Genomic DNA, 16,663 nt, shown 5'->3' with positions numbered 1-16,663 from the left:
ACGCCCGGTCGGCCCTGGGCGCCGTTGCTAGCGTTGCAGCGTCAGCAGACCCGGTCGGTACGGCAGGAGGCCGTAGTCGCCGCCGGAGTTGGGGGAACGGCCCTGGTAGAGCAACTGCAGATTGCAGGGATCGACAGTCATGGTCTGATCGGCGTTGGCCCGGATCAGCTCGCCGTGGCTGATGTCGTTGGTCCAGGTGGCGCCACTGTTGGCTCTGCCGGCGAACGGGTTGCTCTCGGTTGCGGCCTGCGGTGTCCACGAACCGCCCAGGCTGGTGGCGGTGAACGAGCGGAAGTAGCGGCCCTGTGCGCCGATCGCCTCGACGAGCATGAGGTATCGGTTCTGGCCCTGGAGCTTGTAGACCTGAACCGCTTCGAACAGGTTGTTCGTGGAGTCGCTCATGATCACCGTCGAGGTGGAGCCGAAACTGCCCGGGAAGTTGCCGATGGGCATACTGGCCCGGTAGATCCTGCCGTTGTCCCCGGCGAAGAACAGGTACATGTTCGTGTCGTCACCGATGAGTGCCTGGTCGATGGGTCCGGTCGAGGAGTTGGAGATGCTGCCGGAGAAGAGTGTCTGCGGCGCCGACCAGCTGTTCACGTTGGTCGGGTCGGTCGACGTGCGGTAGGAGAACGCCGGGCCACCCCACTGGTAGGCCAGCACCCAGACGTTTCTCGGGGCGAAGTGGAACAGGGTCGGCGCGACAGCCGCGAACGGCATGGGGTTCTGGCTCGCCGAGGCCATGTCCGACCAGTTCGTGAAGAGACCGAAGTTCATCGAGCCCCACGTCGTGCCCGTGTCATGCGTCGTGGCGTAGACGAGATGCCGGCCGTTGTAGGGGGCGTGGGTGAAGTCCTTGAGCGAGACCCACCCCGACCTCGGGTTCGCCAGCACACCTGTCGACGTCCAGCGGTACGTCGACGGAAGCGCGCACGTGCCGGGCGGCGGCGTCGTAGGGGTGCCCCCGCCGTCGACGCGGACGAGTTGCCACTGCTGGTTGGCGCCGTTCCAGTCGTCGTACTGCACGATGTTCCCACCGTCGGCGGTCGAGGCACCCTGCACCTCCACCACCTTGTTGCTGTGCCGGCTGATCAGACGGACATGGCCACCATCGGAGTCGGCCAACCGGAACTGCTGGTTGGTCCCGTTGTGATCGGTCCACTGCACGATGCCGGCGCCGTTGGCGGTCGACCAGTTGTAGACGTCCAGCACCTTGCCGGACAGCCGCGACCTCAGCCGGTAGTAGCCACCGCCCGAGTCCACGAACTGCCACTGCTGCTGGTTGCCGTTGTTCCGCGCCCACTGCACGATCCGAGCACCGTCATTCGTGGCCAGGTTGTACACGTCCAACGCCTTGCCACTGTTGCGGTTGATCAACACGTACCAGGCGGTCGGGTCGACTGTCGCCGCGGCGGCGGGTGTCGACACCACCGCCGCGGCGGTGACACCGACCACGACCGCCGTCACACCGGCGGCTACGACCCGAGGCAGCCAGCCCCGCCGAGACGGCGGCGCAAGTGATGGAGACCTACCAAAGGCAAACATGATCCTCCTCCAGTGCTGAACCCAACGGTTTTCGACGATGGGCGCACCGTGCGGCGCGTGGTGCGCCCGCCTCGAGAAGCGTTAGCGCTAACAATGCGTCCGCACACCCTTGGGGTACGCCTGATCCGAACTCTCCGACGAAAGCGCTGCCCGGTGAGCCGCAGACGTCGTCGCCCTTAACTATCGACTGTGAGCGATAACACGCGGCTAGTCAAGCTGCCGTCTTCTGAGTTTCACCGGGGCGGTGCCGCCTCTACCCCGATCGAGCAGCCCACCGGATTCCAGGATGGGCCGGTGGCCCCCGGAGACGGGCCCGGCGACCGGTTCAGCGGCGCGGTGGGGCGCCGACGCTGCGGCGAGGGATCAGGGTCGGTGCAATGGTGTGCCGCCCGGGGCCGGTGCTGTTCGTCTCGATCTGGGCGAGCAGCAGGTCCAGACTCGCCTGGGCGACCGCGGCGAAGTCGGGTCGCACGGTGGTCAGCGGCGGGATGAAGTACGCCGCCTCCGGCACGTCGTCGAAACCGACCACGCTGATGTCGTCGGGCACCCGCCGACCGTGCTCGTGCAGAGCGCGCAGCACACCGAGCGCCAGGTGGTCGTTGGCCGTGAAGATCGCGGTGACCTCCGGCATCCGGACCAGCATCTGCCCGCACCGGTAGCCGGCCGCCGCGGACCAGTCCGCCGGCACCAGCGGTGGGATCTCGGCACCGGCCGCCTGCAACGCCTCCCGCCATCCCTCGATCCGCCCGGCGCTGTCGAACCAGTCCGGCGGCCCCGACACGTGCCATACCGTGCGGTGCCCGGCGTCGAGTAGGTGCTGGGTGGCCGCGCGGGCGCCGGCCACCTGGTCGACCGTCACCAGCGGCACCGGCCGGCGCGGGTCACCGTCCACCGTGACCAGCGGAACGTCCTTGGGTAGGCGTTCCAGAGCCTCCCCCGCCGACTCGACCGGCGCGATCACCACGATGCCGGCGACCCGGTGAGCCAGGTGCCGCTCCACCGCCGCCGAGATCGACTGATGATCCAGGTCGCGGACGCTGCCGACACTGACGGCGAAGCCGGCCGCCGCGGCCTCCTGCTCAAGGGCGGCCAGCAGGGACGCCGGGCCGTACAGGGTGGTGTTCTGCGCGACCACGCCGATCACCTGCGACCGGCCGGTCACCAGCGCGCGGGCCGCCCGGTTCGGCCGGTAGCCGAGTTCGGCGATCGCCGCCTGGACCCGTAGCCGGGTCTGCTCGCGTACGTTGGGGTGCCCGTTCAGCACCCGAGACACGGTCTGGTGGGAGACGCCGGCGAGGCGAGCCACGTCCGTCATCGCAGGACCGCGCACGGCCACCTCCCTCTCCCGCCTCGCCCTCGACGACCGCGCCGCCCGGTCGGCGGAAGCCCCCTGGAGGGACGAATCGTTCGGGCAGCCGCCACCGCGGTGTTTCCGAGCGGCCGGTGCCGGATCGCCGCCAGTCTACGCCAGTTGTCATGACGCCCACGGCGCGGCAGAGCTCCCGGTCGAGTGTTCCCGCCGGAATGGCGATGAATTGGCGGACACCATTCTTTTCCGCGGGACTGGCGGCACCGCACAAGCGGCCACCACCTCTTTCCGGCCTGCGAGTGAGAGGTCCGTTCCCGCGCCGCGGGCGGGAACGGGAACGGCATTGCCGGCCGGTGCGTTCACCGGGACGAAAGCGCGTCAAATGGTTCTCGCAATCCCGCCTCGGGGAGAATTTCCGGCCGTGACGTCAACCGGTACCAACCACTACGCGAATCCACGAACTGTCACTGCCGCCGGTTCCCGTCGTTACCCGACCACTGGTTCAGAAGCCCCGGGCGAGCCGGTAGTACGCCTGGTTCCACCGCAGTTCGTCGGCGAAGCGGCTCGGGTCGGTGTCGGCGTCGATGACCACCAGCTCGGTACGGGAAATCTCGGCCAGGTCGCGCAGTTCCTCCACACCGACCGCCTGTGAGAGCACCGTGTGGTGGGGAGCGCCGGCGGTGATCCACGCCTCCGCCGAGCCGGGCAGGTGTGGACGGGGCCGCCAGACCGCCCGGGCCACCGGCAGCCGGCGCAGCGGGTGCGGCGGTGGCACGACGTCGACGACGTTGGCCACCAGCCGGAACCGCTCCCCCATGTCCGCCATGCCCAGCACCACGGCCGGACCCGGCGCGGCGTCGAAGACCAGCCGCACCGGGTCTTCCCGGCTTCCGATGCTCAGCGGGTGGATCTCCACGTTCGGCACACCGGCGGCGATGCTCGGGCACACCTCGAGCATGTGCGCGCCGAGGACGAGTTCCTGACCCGGGGTGAGGTCGTAGGTGTAGTCCTCCATGAAGGAGGTGCCACCGTCGACGCCGACCGCCATCGCCTTGAGCATCCGGACCAGGACGGAGGTCTTCCAGTCACCCTCGCCGCCGAAGCCGTATCCGTCGGCCATCAGGCGCTGCACGGCGATCCCCGGAAGCTGCCGCAGGCCACCGAGGTCCTCGAAGTTGGTGGTGAACGCCCGGAAGCCGCCGTCGTCCAGGAACGTGCGCAGGCCGACCTCCAGGCGCGCGGCGTACCGCAGGGAGGCGTGCCGCCGGCCGCCGGGCCGCAGCTGCGGGTCGACCCGGTAGGTGTCGTCGTACTCCTTGACCAGGTCGTCCACCTGCGCCTCGGCGACCTGGTCGACCACGGCGACGAGGTCGTTGACGCCGTAGGTGTTGACCGACACGCCGAAGCGCAGCTCAGCCTCGACCTTGTCGCCGTCGGTCACGGCGACGTCGCGCATGTTGTCGCCGAACCGGGCGAGCCGCAGCGATCGCACGGCCGACCAGCCGATGGCGGCGCGGGCCCAGGCGCCGACGCGTCCGACGACCCGAGGGTCGGTGACGTGGCCGGCGACGGTCTTGCGGGCGACACCGAGCCGGGTCTGGATGTACCCGAACTCGCGGTCGCCGTGGGCGGCCTGGTTCAGGTTCATGAAATCCATGTCGATCTCGTCCCACGGCAGCAGGACGTTGGCCTGGGTGTGGAGGTGCAGCAGTGGTGTCTGCAGCGCGTCCAGCCCCGCGATCCACATCTTCGCCGGGGAGAAGGTGTGCATCCAGGCGATCACCCCGACCGCTCCCCGCGCGGTCGCGTCCCGGCACGCCGTGAGGATGTCGGTGCTGGAGGTCAGGACCGGCTTCCAGACCACTCGGGCGGGGATGTCCGGTGACTCGTCCAGCCGCGCGGCGATCTGCCGGGACTGGTCGGCGACCTGCCGGAGGGTCTCCTCGCCGTACAGGCCCTGGCTGCCGGTGAGGAACCAGACCTCGGGCCGGGGGTGGCTTGCCATGTCGTTGCCTTCCGCGGTAGGGGCGGTCACTTGAAGCGGATGCCGATGAGGCGCTGGAGGAGGATGAAGGCGAAGAGCAGGCCGCCAATCACGATCTTGGTCCACCAGGAGTTGAGGCTGCCGTCGAACGTGATCAGGGTCTGGATGACGCCCAGCACCAGCACGCCGAGGACGGTGCCGAAGACGTAGCCGGATCCGCCGGTGAGGACCGTGCCGCCGATGACGACGGCCGCGATCACGTCGAGTTCCATGCCGATGGCGATCAGCGGCGCACCGGAGAGCGTGTAGAACGACAGCAGGATGCCGCCGATGGCCGAGCAGAGCCCGCTGACCGTGTAGACGGCGATCCGGGTACGGCCGACCGGCAGGCCCATCAGCAGCGCGGAGTGGGAGTTGCCGCCGATGGCGTACACGGTGCGGCCGAAGCGCGTGTACGCCAAGACGTACGCGGCGACGAGCACCACCGCGAACGCGATCAACACGCTGATCGACACGAAGTTCCCGGCGGGATTGCCGATGCGCTCCTGCGACATGGCCGTCCAGAAGCCGTCGGTGATGGGGATGGACGCGTCGCTGATGAACGTGCACATGCCCCGGGCGAAGAACATTCCCGCGAGGGTGACGATGAACGGCTGGATGTCGAAGAAGTGGATCGCACAGCCCATCAGGAGCCCGAGCGCCGGACCGATCAGCAGCGCGATGACGAGCACCAGGGCCGCGGGCAACCCGTCCTGGAGCAGGGCGGCCGACACCATCGCGGTCATGGCGGCCACCGAGCCGACGGACAGGTCGATGCCGCCGGTGAGGATCACGAAGGTCATACCGACCGCGACGACGAGCAGGAACCCGTTGTCGATGAAGACGTTGAAGACGACCTGGATGTTGGAGAAGGCCCGGTACTGGGACACGCCGATGCCGTACATGACCAGCAGCAGGGCGAGGGTGGCCAGGACCGGGACGTGCCGGCGGGGCAGGCTGGGCCGCCCGGTACGGCCGGTGGTCAGCGACGTGCTGCTCATGCCGGCACCTGCTCCTTCTCCCGTTGCGAGGCCGTCGGGCCGGGTACGGCTCCGCCGTGGCGGCGGCGGAACCGGGCGCGGAACCCGGGGGACTGGATGAGGCAGACGGCGATGACGACGACCGCCTTGAACAGCAGGGACGTCTGCGGCGAGATGTCCATGGCGTACACCGTGGTGGTGAGGGTCTGGATGATCAGCGCGCCGAGGACCGTGCCGCTGAGGGAGAACCGCCCGCCGGCGAGGGAGGTGCCGCCGATGACCACCGCGAGGATCGCGTCGAGTTCGATCCAGAGGCCGGCCGCGTTGCCGTCCGCACTGGACACGTTCGCGGTGATCATGAAGCCGGCGAGCGCGGCGCAGGCGGCGCTGACCACGTACACCAGGAAGATGACGCGGCGCGAGCGGATGCCGGCCAGCCTGCTGGCCTCGGCGTTGCCGCCGACGGACTCGACGATCAGGCCGAGGGCGGTGCGGCGGGTGAACGCGGCGACGAGCAGCGCCGCCGCGAGTGCGATGAAGATCGCCAGCGGGAGTGTCAGGAAGTGTCCGAGCCCGATCGCCCGGTACGGACCGGAGTTGATCGTGATGATCTGCCCCTCGGTGGTCAACTGAGCGAGCCCTCGGCCGGCCACCATCAGGATCAGCGTGGCGATGATGGGCTGAATGCCGATGACGGCGACCAGCACCCCGTTCCACATGCCGAGCACGAGCGCGGCCCCGAGGGCCAGGGCGAGCGCGGTGAAGACGGTGGAGAGGCTGTTCTGGTCGGGTGACCGGCTGATGTGCAGACATGCGATGGCGCCGCTGATCGCACAGAGCGAGCCGACGGACAGGTCGATCCCGCCGGTGGCGATGACGAGGGTCATGCCGAGAGCGACGAGGATCAACGGCGCGCTCAGCCGCAGGATGTCGATCGGTGTGCCGTAGAGATGCCCGTCCTTGACCTCGACGGCGAGGAACCCGGGCCGGTAGATCGTGTTGGCGACGATCATGAGGACGAGCACGAGGGCGGGCCAGAACAGCCGGTGGCCGGTGAGCGGGCGTACGCGGTCGGCGAGGAGTTTCACGGGTGCACCTCCGCACGGTGCGACCCGCCGGCGATGGTCTGCATGATCCGGTCGGCGTCGAGGGTCTCGTCGTTGGTGAGTTGGGCGACCATCGTCCGGTCACGCATGACGGCCACCCGGTGGCTCAGGCGCAGCACCTCCTCCAGCTCGGCGGAGATGAACAGCACCGCCATCCCCCCGTCGGAGAGTTCCACCACCAGCTTCTGGATCTCGGCCTTCGCGCCGACGTCGATGCCGCGGGTGGGCTCATCGAGGACGAGCAGGCGCGGTTCGGTGATGAGCCAGCGGGCCAGGAGCACCTTCTGCTGGTTACCGCCGGAGAGGTTGCGCACCGGCAGGTCCGGGTTCGGCGGCCGGATGCTGAGCGCCTCGACGTACCGCTCGACCAGCTCGTCCTGCCGGCGGCGGGGAATGGGCCGCAGCCAACCGCGCGCGGCCTGCATCGCGAGGATCATGTTCTCGCGGACCGACAGCTCGGGGATGATGCCCTCCGCGCGGCGGTTCTCCGAGCAGAAGCCGACCCCGCGGTCGATCGCCGCGCCCGGACTACGCAACGACACCTTGTCGCCGTCCACCGCGACCTGCCCGTGGTCGGCACGGTCGGCGCCGAAGAGCAGCCGCGCCACCTCGGTGCGACCGGACCCGAGCAGGCCGGCCAGGCCGACCACCTCACCGGCCTGGATGCGCAGGCTGAACGGGGCGACCGCGCCCTTGCGGCCCAGCTCCGCGGCGTCGATCAGCGGGCTGTCGTCGGATTGGACGGCCGTGGTACGTCGCTGCTGCTCGTCGAGGCGCTCCAGGACGTCGAGCTCCTTGCCGATCATCTTCTCGACCAGGCTGAACTGCGGCAGCTCCCCGGTCCGGTACTCCCCCACCCGGGCGCCGTTGCGCAGCACGGTGATGCGGTCGGCGATGGCGTACACCTGGTCGAGGAAGTGGGTGACGAACAGGATCGCGATGCCCTCGTCCCGGAGCTGTCGCATGATCCGGAACAGTTGCGCGACTTCGCCGGCGTCCAGGCTGGAGGTCGGCTCATCGAGGATCAGCACCCGGGCCCGCACGTCGATCGCCCGGGCGATGGCCACCATCTGCTGCACGGCCAGCGAGTACGTGCCCAGCTGCGCGGTGACGTCCAGGTCGAGATCGAGCCGGGCCAGGAGTTCCCGCGCCCGCCGGCGCATCTCACCCCACCGGACGGCGCCCAGGCGACGCGGCTCCCGGCCGATGAAGATGTTCTCCGCCACCGACAGGTTGGTGCAGAGATTGACTTCCTGGTAGACGGTGCTGACGCCGGCTGCGGCGGCCTGCATCGGCCCGTTGAAGGCGACCTGTTCACCGGCGAGGGTGATGGTGCCCTCGTCGATGCCGTGGACGCCGGTCAACACTTTGATCAGTGTCGACTTGCCGGCGCCGTTCTCGCCCATCAGGGCGTGGACCTCGCCGGGAAACAGCCGGAAGTCGACGTCGTGGAGTGCGCGGACCCCGGGGAAGATCTTGCTGATCCCGGTCATGGTCAGGACCGGACGGCTACCCGTCATCCCATCGGACCTTCTCTGGACGGTGTCGGTACGGAAGCGAGCGACGGGCCGGGGCCGCCGTCCGGTGCGACGGCGGCCCGGCGTCGGGTCAGTACTTGCGGTTGGGCAGCGCCTCCTTGGCCTGCTCCTGCGTGAAGGTGGTTTCCTCGGTCTCGATCCGCGGCGGCACCTCCTCGCCCGCGTGGACCTTCTTCACCAGGTCCATCAGCTGTGGGCCGAGCAGCGGGCTGCACTCCGCGATGAAGTTGAACCTGCCGTCCGCGAGGGCCTGCATGCCGTCCTTCACCGCGTCGATGGTGATGATGACGATGTCCTTGCCGGGCGTCTTGCCGGCCGCGGTGATCGCCTCGAGCGCCCCCAGGCCCATGTCGTCGTTGTGCGCGAAGAGCACGTCGATGTCCGGGTTGGCCTTGAGGAACTGCTCCATGACCTGCTTGCCGCCGGCGCGGGTGAAGTCACCCGACTGGGAAGCGATGATCTTGAGGTTCGGGTTGGCGGCGATGGCCTCGGCGAAGCCCTTCTTGCGGTCGTTCGCCGGCGCCGATCCGGTGGTGCCCTGCAACTCGACGATGTTCACCGGTCCGGTGGCGTTCTTGGTGTTCTCCACCAGCCACTCCCCGGACAGCCGGCCCTCCTTGATGAAGTCCGAGCCGAGGAAGGTCTTGTAGAGCGTCTTGTCCGCCGAGTCCACGGCCCGGTCGGTGAGGATCACCGGGATACCCGCGTCCTTGGCCTCCTTGAGGACGGTGTCCCACCCGGACTCCACCACCGGCGAGAAGGCGATCACGTCGACCTTCTGCTGGATGAAGTTGCGGATCGCCTTGATCTGGTTCTCCTGCTTCTGCTGGGCGTCGTCGAACTTCAGCTCGATCCCCGCCTCGGTGGCGGCGTCCTTGATCGAGGTGGTGTTCGCCGTCCGCCAGCCGCTCTCCGCGCCGACCTGGGAGAAGCCCAGAACGATCTTCCCGTCGCCGCCGTCTCCGCCGCCGCCGGTGTCGCTGTTTCCGCACGCCGCCACGCTGCCCGCGAGCAGTACGGCGGCGAGTACCGCGATGGTGGTGCGTGCCGTTCTCCTGGTTCTCATCGGTTCTCCTCGGGGTTGGGTAGCCCGGTTCGCGCCGCCTGAGTCCGGCGACTCCGGTGTGGTGGGGGTTGGTGCGAGAAGGGATCGCGCCGGACGAGTGGTGCGGGTCAGGGTGTTCGTGGACGGCCGGTCACCCGGTCGTCGGCTGGCGCTGGCCGTAGACGGTCTGGTACCGGTGGTGAAGCGAGTCGATGTCGGCCTGCGCGATCGGCAACGGCTGCCCGAGCGCGCGGGCCAGGTGTGCGGTGCGGGCGACGTCCTCGCACATCACCGCTGCCTTGACCGCCGCGCGGGCGTCCCTGCCGATCGTGAAGACCCCGTGGTTGCGCATGAGCACCGCGGACGAGCGGTGCCCGGACAGGGTGCTGACGATCCCCTTGCCGATGTCGTCCCCGCCGATCAAGGCGAACGGCCCGACCGGGATCTCCCCGCCGAACTCGTCGGCCTGAGCGGTCAGGAAGCACGGGATCGCCTCGCCCCGGGCCGCCCAGGCGGTGGCGTAACCGCTGTGCGTGTGGACGACGCCGCCGACCTCGGGCATCGCCCGGTAGACGTAGGCGTGGGCGGCGTTGTCGCTGGACGGGGAGCCGGCCCCGTCGACGACGTTTCCGTTGAGGTCGCAGACCACCATGCTGTCCGCCGTGAGATCGTCGTAGTGGACGCCGCTGGGCTTGATGACCATCAGGTTCTGGTCGGGGACCCGGGCCGAGACGTTGCCGGCGGTCCATGCCACCAGGTCGTACCGGGTGAGTTCGCCGTGCAGGCGGGCAACGGTGTCCCGCAGCTCGGCCACCTGTCGAGCCACGTCGCCGTTCATCCGACCACCTCCAGAACCGGGTCGGCCTGCGCCGCGGCCGCGTCGAGGGCCGCGTTCCGGATCGTCCGCAGGCGGAGCATGACGTCGTTGCCGCCACGACCGAAGTGGTCGTGCAGGGCGCGGTACTCGGCGTAGAGGGCGTCGTACGCCCGCACGTTGCCCGGATCCGGTCGGTAGACCGCCTCGTGGACCCGGCCCATCGCCGCCGACGCCTCGTGGATCGACGGGTACGCCCCGGCGGCGACCGCCGCGTGGATCGCCGAACCGAGTGCCGGGCCCTGGGCCGAGCCGATGATGCTCAATGGGCGGTCGGTGACGTCGGCGTAGATCTGCATCAACAGTGAGTTCGAGGTGAGACCGCCGGCCACGACCAGGTCGGTGACCGGCACCCCGGCGTCGACGAACGCCTCGACGATCATCCGGGTGCCGAACGCGGTGGACTCCAACAGTGCCCGGTAGACGTCCTGCGGCCGGGTCGCCAGCGTCATCCCGACGATCAGCCCGCTCAGGTCGTGGTTGACCAGCAGCGAACGGTTGCCGTTCCACCAGTCCAGCGCCACCAGGCCGTGCGCGCCGACCGGTTGGGCGGCGGCCAGCTCGGTCAACCGTTCGTGCGAGTCCGTCCCGGCCGGGGCCGCGTGCGCGACGAACCAGCCGAAGATGTCGCCGACGCCGCTCTGCCCGGCCTCGTAGCCCCAGGCGCCGGGGCTGATGCCGCCGTCGACGACACCGCACATTCCGGGCACCTCGGCGGGATGGGTGCCGTTGAGGACGTGGCAGGTGGAGGTGCCCATGATGGCCACCAGCCGGCCGGGCTCCAGGGCCTGGGCGGAGGCGGCCGTGACGTGCGCGTCGACGTTGCCGACCGCGACCGCGATACCCTCCGGCAGGCCGGTCCAGGCGGCAGCCCGGGCGCTGAGGCCGCCGGCGCGGGCGCCCAGGGGTAGCAGCGGACCGTCCAGCTTGGTCACGAAATCGGCGAAGCCCGGGTTGAGCGCCCTCAGGTAGTCCCCCGACGGGTACCGGCCGTCCTGCCGGATGCCCTTGTAGCCGGCCGTGCAGACGTTCCGGGTTTCGGTGCCGCACAGCTGCCACACGATCCAGTCGGCCGCCTCGATGAAGCGCTCGGCGCGCCGGTAGGTCTCCGGGTCCTCCTCAAGGATCTGCAGGCCCTTGGCGAACTGCCACTCGGCGGAGATCCTGCCGCCGTAGCGGCCGATCCACCCCTCGCGCCGCTCGTGCGCCAGCATGTTGATCCGGTCGGCGTGCGGCTGCGCGGCGTGGTGCTTCCACAGCTTCGCCCAGGCGTGCGGCCGGTGGCGCAGTTCCGGGATCTCGCACAGCGGGGTGCCGTCGGCAAGGGTGGGCAGGACGGTGCAGGCGGTGAAGTCGGTACCGATGCCGATCACCTGAGACGGTGCGACGCCGGCGGCGGCCAGCGCGGCGGGGACGGCGTGGCGCAGCACGGCCCGGTAGTCCTCCGGGTCCTGCAGCGCCCAGTCCGGGGGCAGCGCCGGCCCCTCGTCGGGGAGCGCGGACTCGATCACGCCGTGGCGGTACTCGTGCACCGCGGTTCCGACCTCCGCGCCGTCGCTGACCCGGACCACCAGGGCCCGCCCGGAGAGGGTGCCGTAGTCGACTCCGACCACGTACCGCGCGCCGGCACCGTCCACACTGCTCATGGCCCACCTCCGCACAACGACGGGCTTAGTGTTAACGCTCACATCGACGTCGTCAAGACACCTGCCGGCAACAGCTCCGTAACGGGAGGGAGCAGCCGGGCCCGCCCCGCCCTGGGGATCACGGCGGATCGACATTCTGGGGGCGGTCACCGGGTCGCGACGTCACCCCGGCAGGCGGGTGTGCGGGCAGCCGGCCGACGGGCGCGTGCCGCCGATACGCAGTCGTCGATTGTTATCAAGAACATCGCCGGCTGCGTGGCGACGGTCAGTCCGGGGGCGGCGACGACCGCGCCGCGTACCAGCTGCGGCCCAGCGTGGCCGTCACGCCGTGCGCGACGGTGCTGAACACCACGACGAGGCTGCCAGCGGCCCAGAGCCGCCAGTCCCGGACGCCCTCCTCCCCGCTGTACGTGAGGTAGAACAGCGCTGACACGCCGACCGGCCCGAACCAGCCCAGGAACACCGTGTCCCGCCGCGGCATCTTCAGCGCGGGACGCACCGCCAGCACCAGCGGCAAGCGACGCAACAGCAGCACCGCCACCGCGAACCCGGCCGCCGGCCAGCCCAGGTGATGCCACTCGCGCCACGGCACCTCGACTCCGAGCAGGAAGAACACCGGCAGCACCAGGTACCGGGTCAGCGCGTCGTCCAGTTCCTGCTCCGAGGCCCGCGACTCGTTGCCGATCACCCCGTTGTAGGCCAGCCCGGTGACGAACACCGCGAGGATCCCGTCGGTGTGCAGCAGCCGGGCGACACCCAGGGCCGCCACGCCGAGCACCACCGCGAAGACCAACAGAGAGCCCTCCTCGACCTCCTCCCGGGCTTCGGCCGCGCAGACCGCCCGACCAGCCGCGTAGCCGACGACCAGACCGACCAGCACCGCCCCGAGCACTCCCCACACCGCCTCCCGAACCTGACCGCCCGCCGTGAGGTGTGCCGCGGGGATCAGCGCGAGCACGACGAAGACAAAAGCCAGTCCGTCGTTGGCGCCGGACTCCCCGCTGATCACCTGCCGCAGCCGACCCGGCAGTTGCCGCTCGGCCGGGCCGCCGGAGACGATGCTGGAGGCCAGCACCGGATCGGTCGGGGTCAGGCAGGCTCCGAGCAGCACGGCCAGAACCAGCGGCAGGCCGAGGACCAGCCACGCCAGGGTGGCGGTGACCACCGCCATCCCCGCCATGACCACGGTCAACAGCACACCGACCTGACGAACCACCGACCGGTACTCCGACAGGGGAAACCGCAGCGCCACCGCCATCAGCGAGATGGCCAGCAGGATCCTGCTGGCCTCCAGCATCAGGCCGGATGCCAGCTGATGGGGCAGGTCGATCAGCCCGAGAGCCGGGCCCGCCAGGACGCCCAGGGCGAGAGCGAGCAGCGGCTCGCTGAACGGTGCCCGACGGATGGCGCTGGACAGGAAGGCCAGCAACACCGCCAGCACACCGACCAGGGCATAGCTGAGATGGAGCGACTCCACCCCGCGGCGCTACCCCGATCGCCGTGGCTCCACTCCCCGCTCGCAGGGACATTTCGACACCACGGCCGGGTAGCGTCGCCGACCAGCGGCTATTCGGCCCCGACGTCCGGAAACATCCCCGTCGTCCCGGCCCGAGTTCGACCTCCCACCGCGCGCGCCTGACAGACTCGACTCATGGACCGACCTGTCGTTGCCGAGTTCCACGACGGTCCGCTCGACGGCACCCGCCGTGTGCAGCGTGAACTGTCGCCCGTACATGTGGAAGAGCTTCGCGGTCCGGCCGCGCCTGGCTCGTCGATGACCAAGGCCGAGTCGGCGGGACGCTCGATGGTGTACGTGCTGCGGGTCGACAACACCACCGGGCGGCCGGCCCCGGACGGGGACGGCCGCTACCGGTACGACTTTCACGGCTACCGATCAACGTAGGGGTAGCTCGGGTAGGCGTAGCCGGCTCCCCGTGCGGCCGCGGACGTCCCCGGCGGGGTCGACGAGGATCTGATCGCTGTCGCTGAGTCCGCGAGCGGCCGGCTGCCCCGCGTGCGACGTCACGTCCGGGCCCTGACCAGCGCCACCGTGCTCACCGCCGGCTCACTCGCACCGCTGCCGGGAGCTGTCGGATTTCCAACTCGGACGGCAGCCTCGCCCGGGCGCCCGCAACCATGGGACGGACACGGTGCGTAAGTTGCGGTACGACGAGTATGGAGGTTGGTACTTGCCGTGATGCCCGAGACCGCAGGCGAGGTTTCCCGGACGATCGACCGACGTATGGCACTGGCCCGGGAATGGGATGAGCTTGTCGAGGAGGTCCGCAAGCTCGACGACTTCAAGGATTTCTTGAGGCCGCCCCGGCTGGAGATGCTGTTGCCGGCCGCGGCGGACGGTCCCGTCGTGATCGTCAACGTCAGCCGGTGGCGCTGTGACGCCCTGGTGGTACGAACGAGCGGCGTCGAGGTCGTGAACCTTCCGAGCCTGACACTTCGTGCGGTCGTCGGTCAGACGAACGAGTATCTGCGGGTACTGCAGGAGGTGGATCAGGCTACCTACATCCTCCATCAGGCGCGGCGGCGCTACGACGACGGCGACCGGTCGCTGGACTCCATCCGTCGGTACACCGCCGCCAAGCAGTCGTGGCAGCGCGCCGCCGGCGAGCGTGACAGGACGCTCACCACCACCCTGCGATGGTTGTGGGATCAGATCGCCGAACCGGTGCTGGCGTGCCTGGGTTTCGTGACGACGCCGGCGGACGGGGCGTGGCCGCGAATGTGGTGGTGCCCGACCGGCCCGCTGACCCTGATGCCGCTGCATGCCGCCGGCTACCACGATCCGACGGACACACCGGCGGGCCGTACCGTCCTGGACCGGGTGGTGTCGTCCTACACACCGACCCTGCGGGCATTGCTGGAGGCGCGGCGTCCGCTCGGTTCACCGCCGGCGGAGGCCCGAATGCTCGTGGTCGCGCTCGCCGACACCCCCGACGAGGTGCCGCTGGCGGCGGTGAAGCGCGAACGGGACGTGCTCGTCTCACACTTCTCCCCGCGGACCACGCTGTTGGAAGGTGCGATGGCCACCGCGGCGGTGCGGGACGAGCTCGCCCGGCACCGGTGGGCGCACTTCAGCTGCCACGGAAGCCAGAACATGGCCGACCCGTCCCAAGGCGGCCTGCGGCTGCACGACGGGAGCACGTTGAGCATCGCCGAGATCAGCGCCCGGCAGCACGACGGGGAGTTCGCCTTTCTGTCCGCCTGCATGACCGCGGTGGGCGGGGTGGACCTTCCCGACGAGGTCATCACGCTGACCGCCGCCCTGCACTACACCGGTTACCGCCAGGTCATCGGCACGTTGTGGTCGGTGTACGACGACACCGCCGCCGATGTCGCCGAACTGGTCTACGACGACCTCATGTCGGACGGCACCTTCGCTCCGGCCCGCTCGGCCCACGCCCTGCACGGCGCGCTCCGCCATCTCCGCGACGTCCGAGGGCTGCCCGCCAGCGCGTGGAGTCCGTTCACCCACACCGGGCCCTGATGTGACAGTGCCCGCCGCCTCTTCCCGGAGTGGTCCCGTTGACCGACCATGACGATTCCGCGCCACCGCCGGACGGCGAACCGCTGCCGTACCGTGAGGTGACCGACGAGAAGTACGCCGAGTCAGCCGCCCGCACCTTCACGGTCGACGAACCCGACCCGGGTACGCTCGTCCTCCGCGGCCCGTGCCCGCGCTGCCACGCCCTCATCGATATCGCCGTGGTCGACGGCATCTTCCGGACGTCCCGGCTGCTCGGCGCGGGGCCGTGGCGCCGAGGGCGGAGCACGGCCGACCACGAGGAGCCGATGCTGTGCACCTGCCAGGAATCCCACCCTGGCCGGCCGGATGATGCCGTCGGCTGCGGCGCGTACTGGACGCTGGTGCTGTCAAGGCAGGACGGATGACCCCGACCGCGCCGACCGACTCATCCCAGCCGAGTCCGAGGTACCGGCTCTCCCCCGGTCCTCGCCCGGCCACCATCGTCGAACTGCGGACCGCCCAGGTGCGCGACCGGCTGCTGCGCACCGAACTGGCCCGCGTGCGTACCGCGGCGGCCGCCTGGCGCAACGGCTTGGGGGCGTTGCTCGCCGCGCTCATCGGGTTCAGCCTGATCAAAGGTCGCTCTGATGTCGGCCAGCTCACCACGGCCTGGGCTGCCTGGGTCGGCGTCCTCCTCCTCTTGGCGCTGGTAACGGGCACCGTGGGTGCTCTGCTCTTGATCCGGGCGGCGCACGGCCGCCCGGCGGTCACCGCGACCCGGGCCCTGACCTCGGTCCTGGCAGCCGACCACCTTGACGCGCTCGCCTCCACCGCCGCGCTGCGACGTGGCATCGCTGCCACCCTCGGCTGCACTCTCCTTCTCGTCGCCGCGGTGGGGGCCACCTGGTACGGCCCGGAGCGGGAGAAGCCATCCTTGCAGGTGACCACCTCCGCAGGCGCCGTCTGCGGATCGGTGGTCCGGCTCAACCGTGGCGTTCTCGTGTTGAAGACCACGGCGGGTGAGGTCGCCACCGACCTGACCACGGCTCTGACGATCACCGCGGTGGGCAAGTGCCCGTGACGCCCCGCTAGCTGATCCGCTGCGTGCCCGCTCCC

General features: G+C 70.0%; 14 protein-coding genes. 4 read left to right on the top strand and 10 right to left on the bottom strand.

Going from position 1 to position 16,663, the window contains the following annotated elements:
• Positions 1–27: 27 nt before the first annotated feature.
• The 10 genes from ACN26Y_RS18725 to ACN26Y_RS18680 all read right to left on the bottom strand — a co-directional run bounded on the left by ACN26Y_RS18725 (position 28) and on the right by ACN26Y_RS18680 (position 13,543).
• Complete coding sequence (locus ACN26Y_RS18725; protein ID WP_422733143.1) at positions 28–1,545, bottom strand: non-reducing end alpha-L-arabinofuranosidase family hydrolase; 1,518 nt, start codon at positions 1,543–1,545, stop codon at positions 28–30.
• A gap of 325 nt (positions 1,546–1,870) precedes the next feature.
• Positions 1,871–2,860, bottom strand: a complete 990-nt coding sequence (locus ACN26Y_RS18720; protein WP_422733142.1) for a LacI family DNA-binding transcriptional regulator — start codon at positions 2,858–2,860, stop codon at positions 1,871–1,873.
• Positions 2,861–3,356: 496 nt separating this feature from the next.
• Entirely contained in the window at positions 3,357–4,859 is a 1,503-nt protein-coding gene (gene araA / locus ACN26Y_RS18715) for an L-arabinose isomerase (protein WP_155331526.1), read from the bottom strand.
• Between the two features lie 26 nt (positions 4,860–4,885).
• Positions 4,886–5,878, bottom strand: a complete 993-nt coding sequence (gene yjfF, locus ACN26Y_RS18710; RefSeq protein ID WP_155331525.1) for a galactofuranose ABC transporter, permease protein YjfF — start codon at positions 5,876–5,878, stop codon at positions 4,886–4,888.
• Positions 5,875–6,945, bottom strand: a complete 1,071-nt coding sequence (locus tag ACN26Y_RS18705; RefSeq protein ID WP_422733141.1) for an ABC transporter permease — start codon at positions 6,943–6,945, stop codon at positions 5,875–5,877. The genes yjfF and ACN26Y_RS18705 overlap by 4 nt, the downstream gene beginning before the upstream one ends.
• Positions 6,942–8,483, bottom strand: a complete 1,542-nt coding sequence (locus ACN26Y_RS18700; RefSeq protein WP_155331523.1) for a sugar ABC transporter ATP-binding protein — start codon at positions 8,481–8,483, stop codon at positions 6,942–6,944. The genes ACN26Y_RS18705 and ACN26Y_RS18700 overlap by 4 nt, the downstream gene beginning before the upstream one ends.
• An 88-nt stretch (positions 8,484–8,571) precedes the next feature.
• Positions 8,572–9,567: an ABC transporter substrate-binding protein gene (locus ACN26Y_RS18695; RefSeq protein ID WP_155331522.1), complete on the bottom strand. Its 996-nt coding sequence runs from the start codon at positions 9,565–9,567 to the stop codon at positions 8,572–8,574.
• A gap of 130 nt (positions 9,568–9,697) precedes the next feature.
• On the bottom strand, positions 9,698–10,384 hold the full coding sequence (locus ACN26Y_RS18690; RefSeq protein ID WP_155331521.1) for an L-ribulose-5-phosphate 4-epimerase: 687 nt from the start codon (positions 10,382–10,384) through the stop codon (positions 9,698–9,700).
• Complete coding sequence (gene araB / locus ACN26Y_RS18685) at positions 10,381–12,066, bottom strand: ribulokinase (RefSeq protein WP_155331520.1); 1,686 nt, start codon at positions 12,064–12,066, stop codon at positions 10,381–10,383. Before araB ends, ACN26Y_RS18690 begins: the two co-directional genes overlap by 4 nt.
• 265 nt (positions 12,067–12,331) lie before the next feature.
• Positions 12,332–13,543: a cation:proton antiporter gene (locus ACN26Y_RS18680; RefSeq protein ID WP_155331519.1), complete on the bottom strand. Its 1,212-nt coding sequence runs from the start codon at positions 13,541–13,543 to the stop codon at positions 12,332–12,334.
• Between the two features lie 174 nt (positions 13,544–13,717).
• Between ACN26Y_RS18680 and ACN26Y_RS18675 the strand changes: the two genes are divergently transcribed.
• The 4 genes from ACN26Y_RS18675 to ACN26Y_RS18660 all read left to right on the top strand — a co-directional run bounded on the left by ACN26Y_RS18675 (position 13,718) and on the right by ACN26Y_RS18660 (position 16,628).
• Positions 13,718–13,969: a hypothetical protein gene (locus tag ACN26Y_RS18675; RefSeq protein ID WP_155331518.1), complete on the top strand. Its 252-nt coding sequence runs from the start codon at positions 13,718–13,720 to the stop codon at positions 13,967–13,969.
• 294 nt (positions 13,970–14,263) lie between these two features.
• On the top strand, positions 14,264–15,568 hold the full coding sequence (locus ACN26Y_RS18670; protein ID WP_422733140.1) for a CHAT domain-containing protein: 1,305 nt from the start codon (positions 14,264–14,266) through the stop codon (positions 15,566–15,568).
• A gap of 38 nt (positions 15,569–15,606) precedes the next feature.
• The gene (locus ACN26Y_RS18665) at positions 15,607–15,972 is read left to right on the top strand and encodes a hypothetical protein (RefSeq protein ID WP_422733139.1); all 366 of its coding nucleotides are present in this window, start codon (positions 15,607–15,609) and stop codon (positions 15,970–15,972) included.
• A complete protein-coding gene (locus tag ACN26Y_RS18660; protein WP_155331515.1) occupies positions 15,969–16,628 on the top strand; it encodes a hypothetical protein in 660 nt (219 codons plus the stop codon). The genes ACN26Y_RS18665 and ACN26Y_RS18660 overlap by 4 nt, the downstream gene beginning before the upstream one ends.
• Positions 16,629–16,663: the final 35 nt, after the last annotated feature.

Origin of the sequence: Micromonospora sp. WMMD558, from assembly GCF_049315255.1 — a bacterium.
In the GTDB taxonomy this organism is placed as follows: Bacteria; Actinomycetota; Actinomycetes; order Mycobacteriales; family Micromonosporaceae; genus Micromonospora.
This window is presented reverse-complemented; position numbering and strand designations above follow the sequence as displayed.

What these genes read in the sequence shown, in the direction of transcription:
- ACN26Y_RS18720 (WP_422733142.1), bottom strand. Translation starts at nt 2,860, where the DNA reads ATGACGGACGTGGCTCGCCTCGCCGGCGTCTCCCACCAGACCGTGTCT.
- ACN26Y_RS18675 (WP_155331518.1), top strand. Translation starts at nt 13,718, where the DNA reads ATGGACCGACCTGTCGTTGCCGAGTTCCACGACGGTCCGCTCGACGGC.
- yjfF (WP_155331525.1), bottom strand. Translation starts at nt 5,878, where the DNA reads ATGAGCAGCACGTCGCTGACCACCGGCCGTACCGGGCGGCCCAGCCTG.
- ACN26Y_RS18695 (WP_155331522.1), bottom strand. Translation starts at nt 9,567, where the DNA reads ATGAGAACCAGGAGAACGGCACGCACCACCATCGCGGTACTCGCCGCC.
- ACN26Y_RS18660 (WP_155331515.1), top strand. Translation starts at nt 15,969, where the DNA reads ATGACCCCGACCGCGCCGACCGACTCATCCCAGCCGAGTCCGAGGTAC.
- ACN26Y_RS18725 (WP_422733143.1), bottom strand. Translation starts at nt 1,545, where the DNA reads ATGTTTGCCTTTGGTAGGTCTCCATCACTTGCGCCGCCGTCTCGGCGG.
- araB (WP_155331520.1), bottom strand. Translation starts at nt 12,066, where the DNA reads ATGAGCAGTGTGGACGGTGCCGGCGCGCGGTACGTGGTCGGAGTCGAC.
- araA (WP_155331526.1), bottom strand. Translation starts at nt 4,859, where the DNA reads ATGGCAAGCCACCCCCGGCCCGAGGTCTGGTTCCTCACCGGCAGCCAG.
- ACN26Y_RS18700 (WP_155331523.1), bottom strand. Translation starts at nt 8,483, where the DNA reads ATGACGGGTAGCCGTCCGGTCCTGACCATGACCGGGATCAGCAAGATC.
- ACN26Y_RS18670 (WP_422733140.1), top strand. Translation starts at nt 14,264, where the DNA reads ATGCCCGAGACCGCAGGCGAGGTTTCCCGGACGATCGACCGACGTATG.
- ACN26Y_RS18690 (WP_155331521.1), bottom strand. Translation starts at nt 10,384, where the DNA reads ATGAACGGCGACGTGGCTCGACAGGTGGCCGAGCTGCGGGACACCGTT.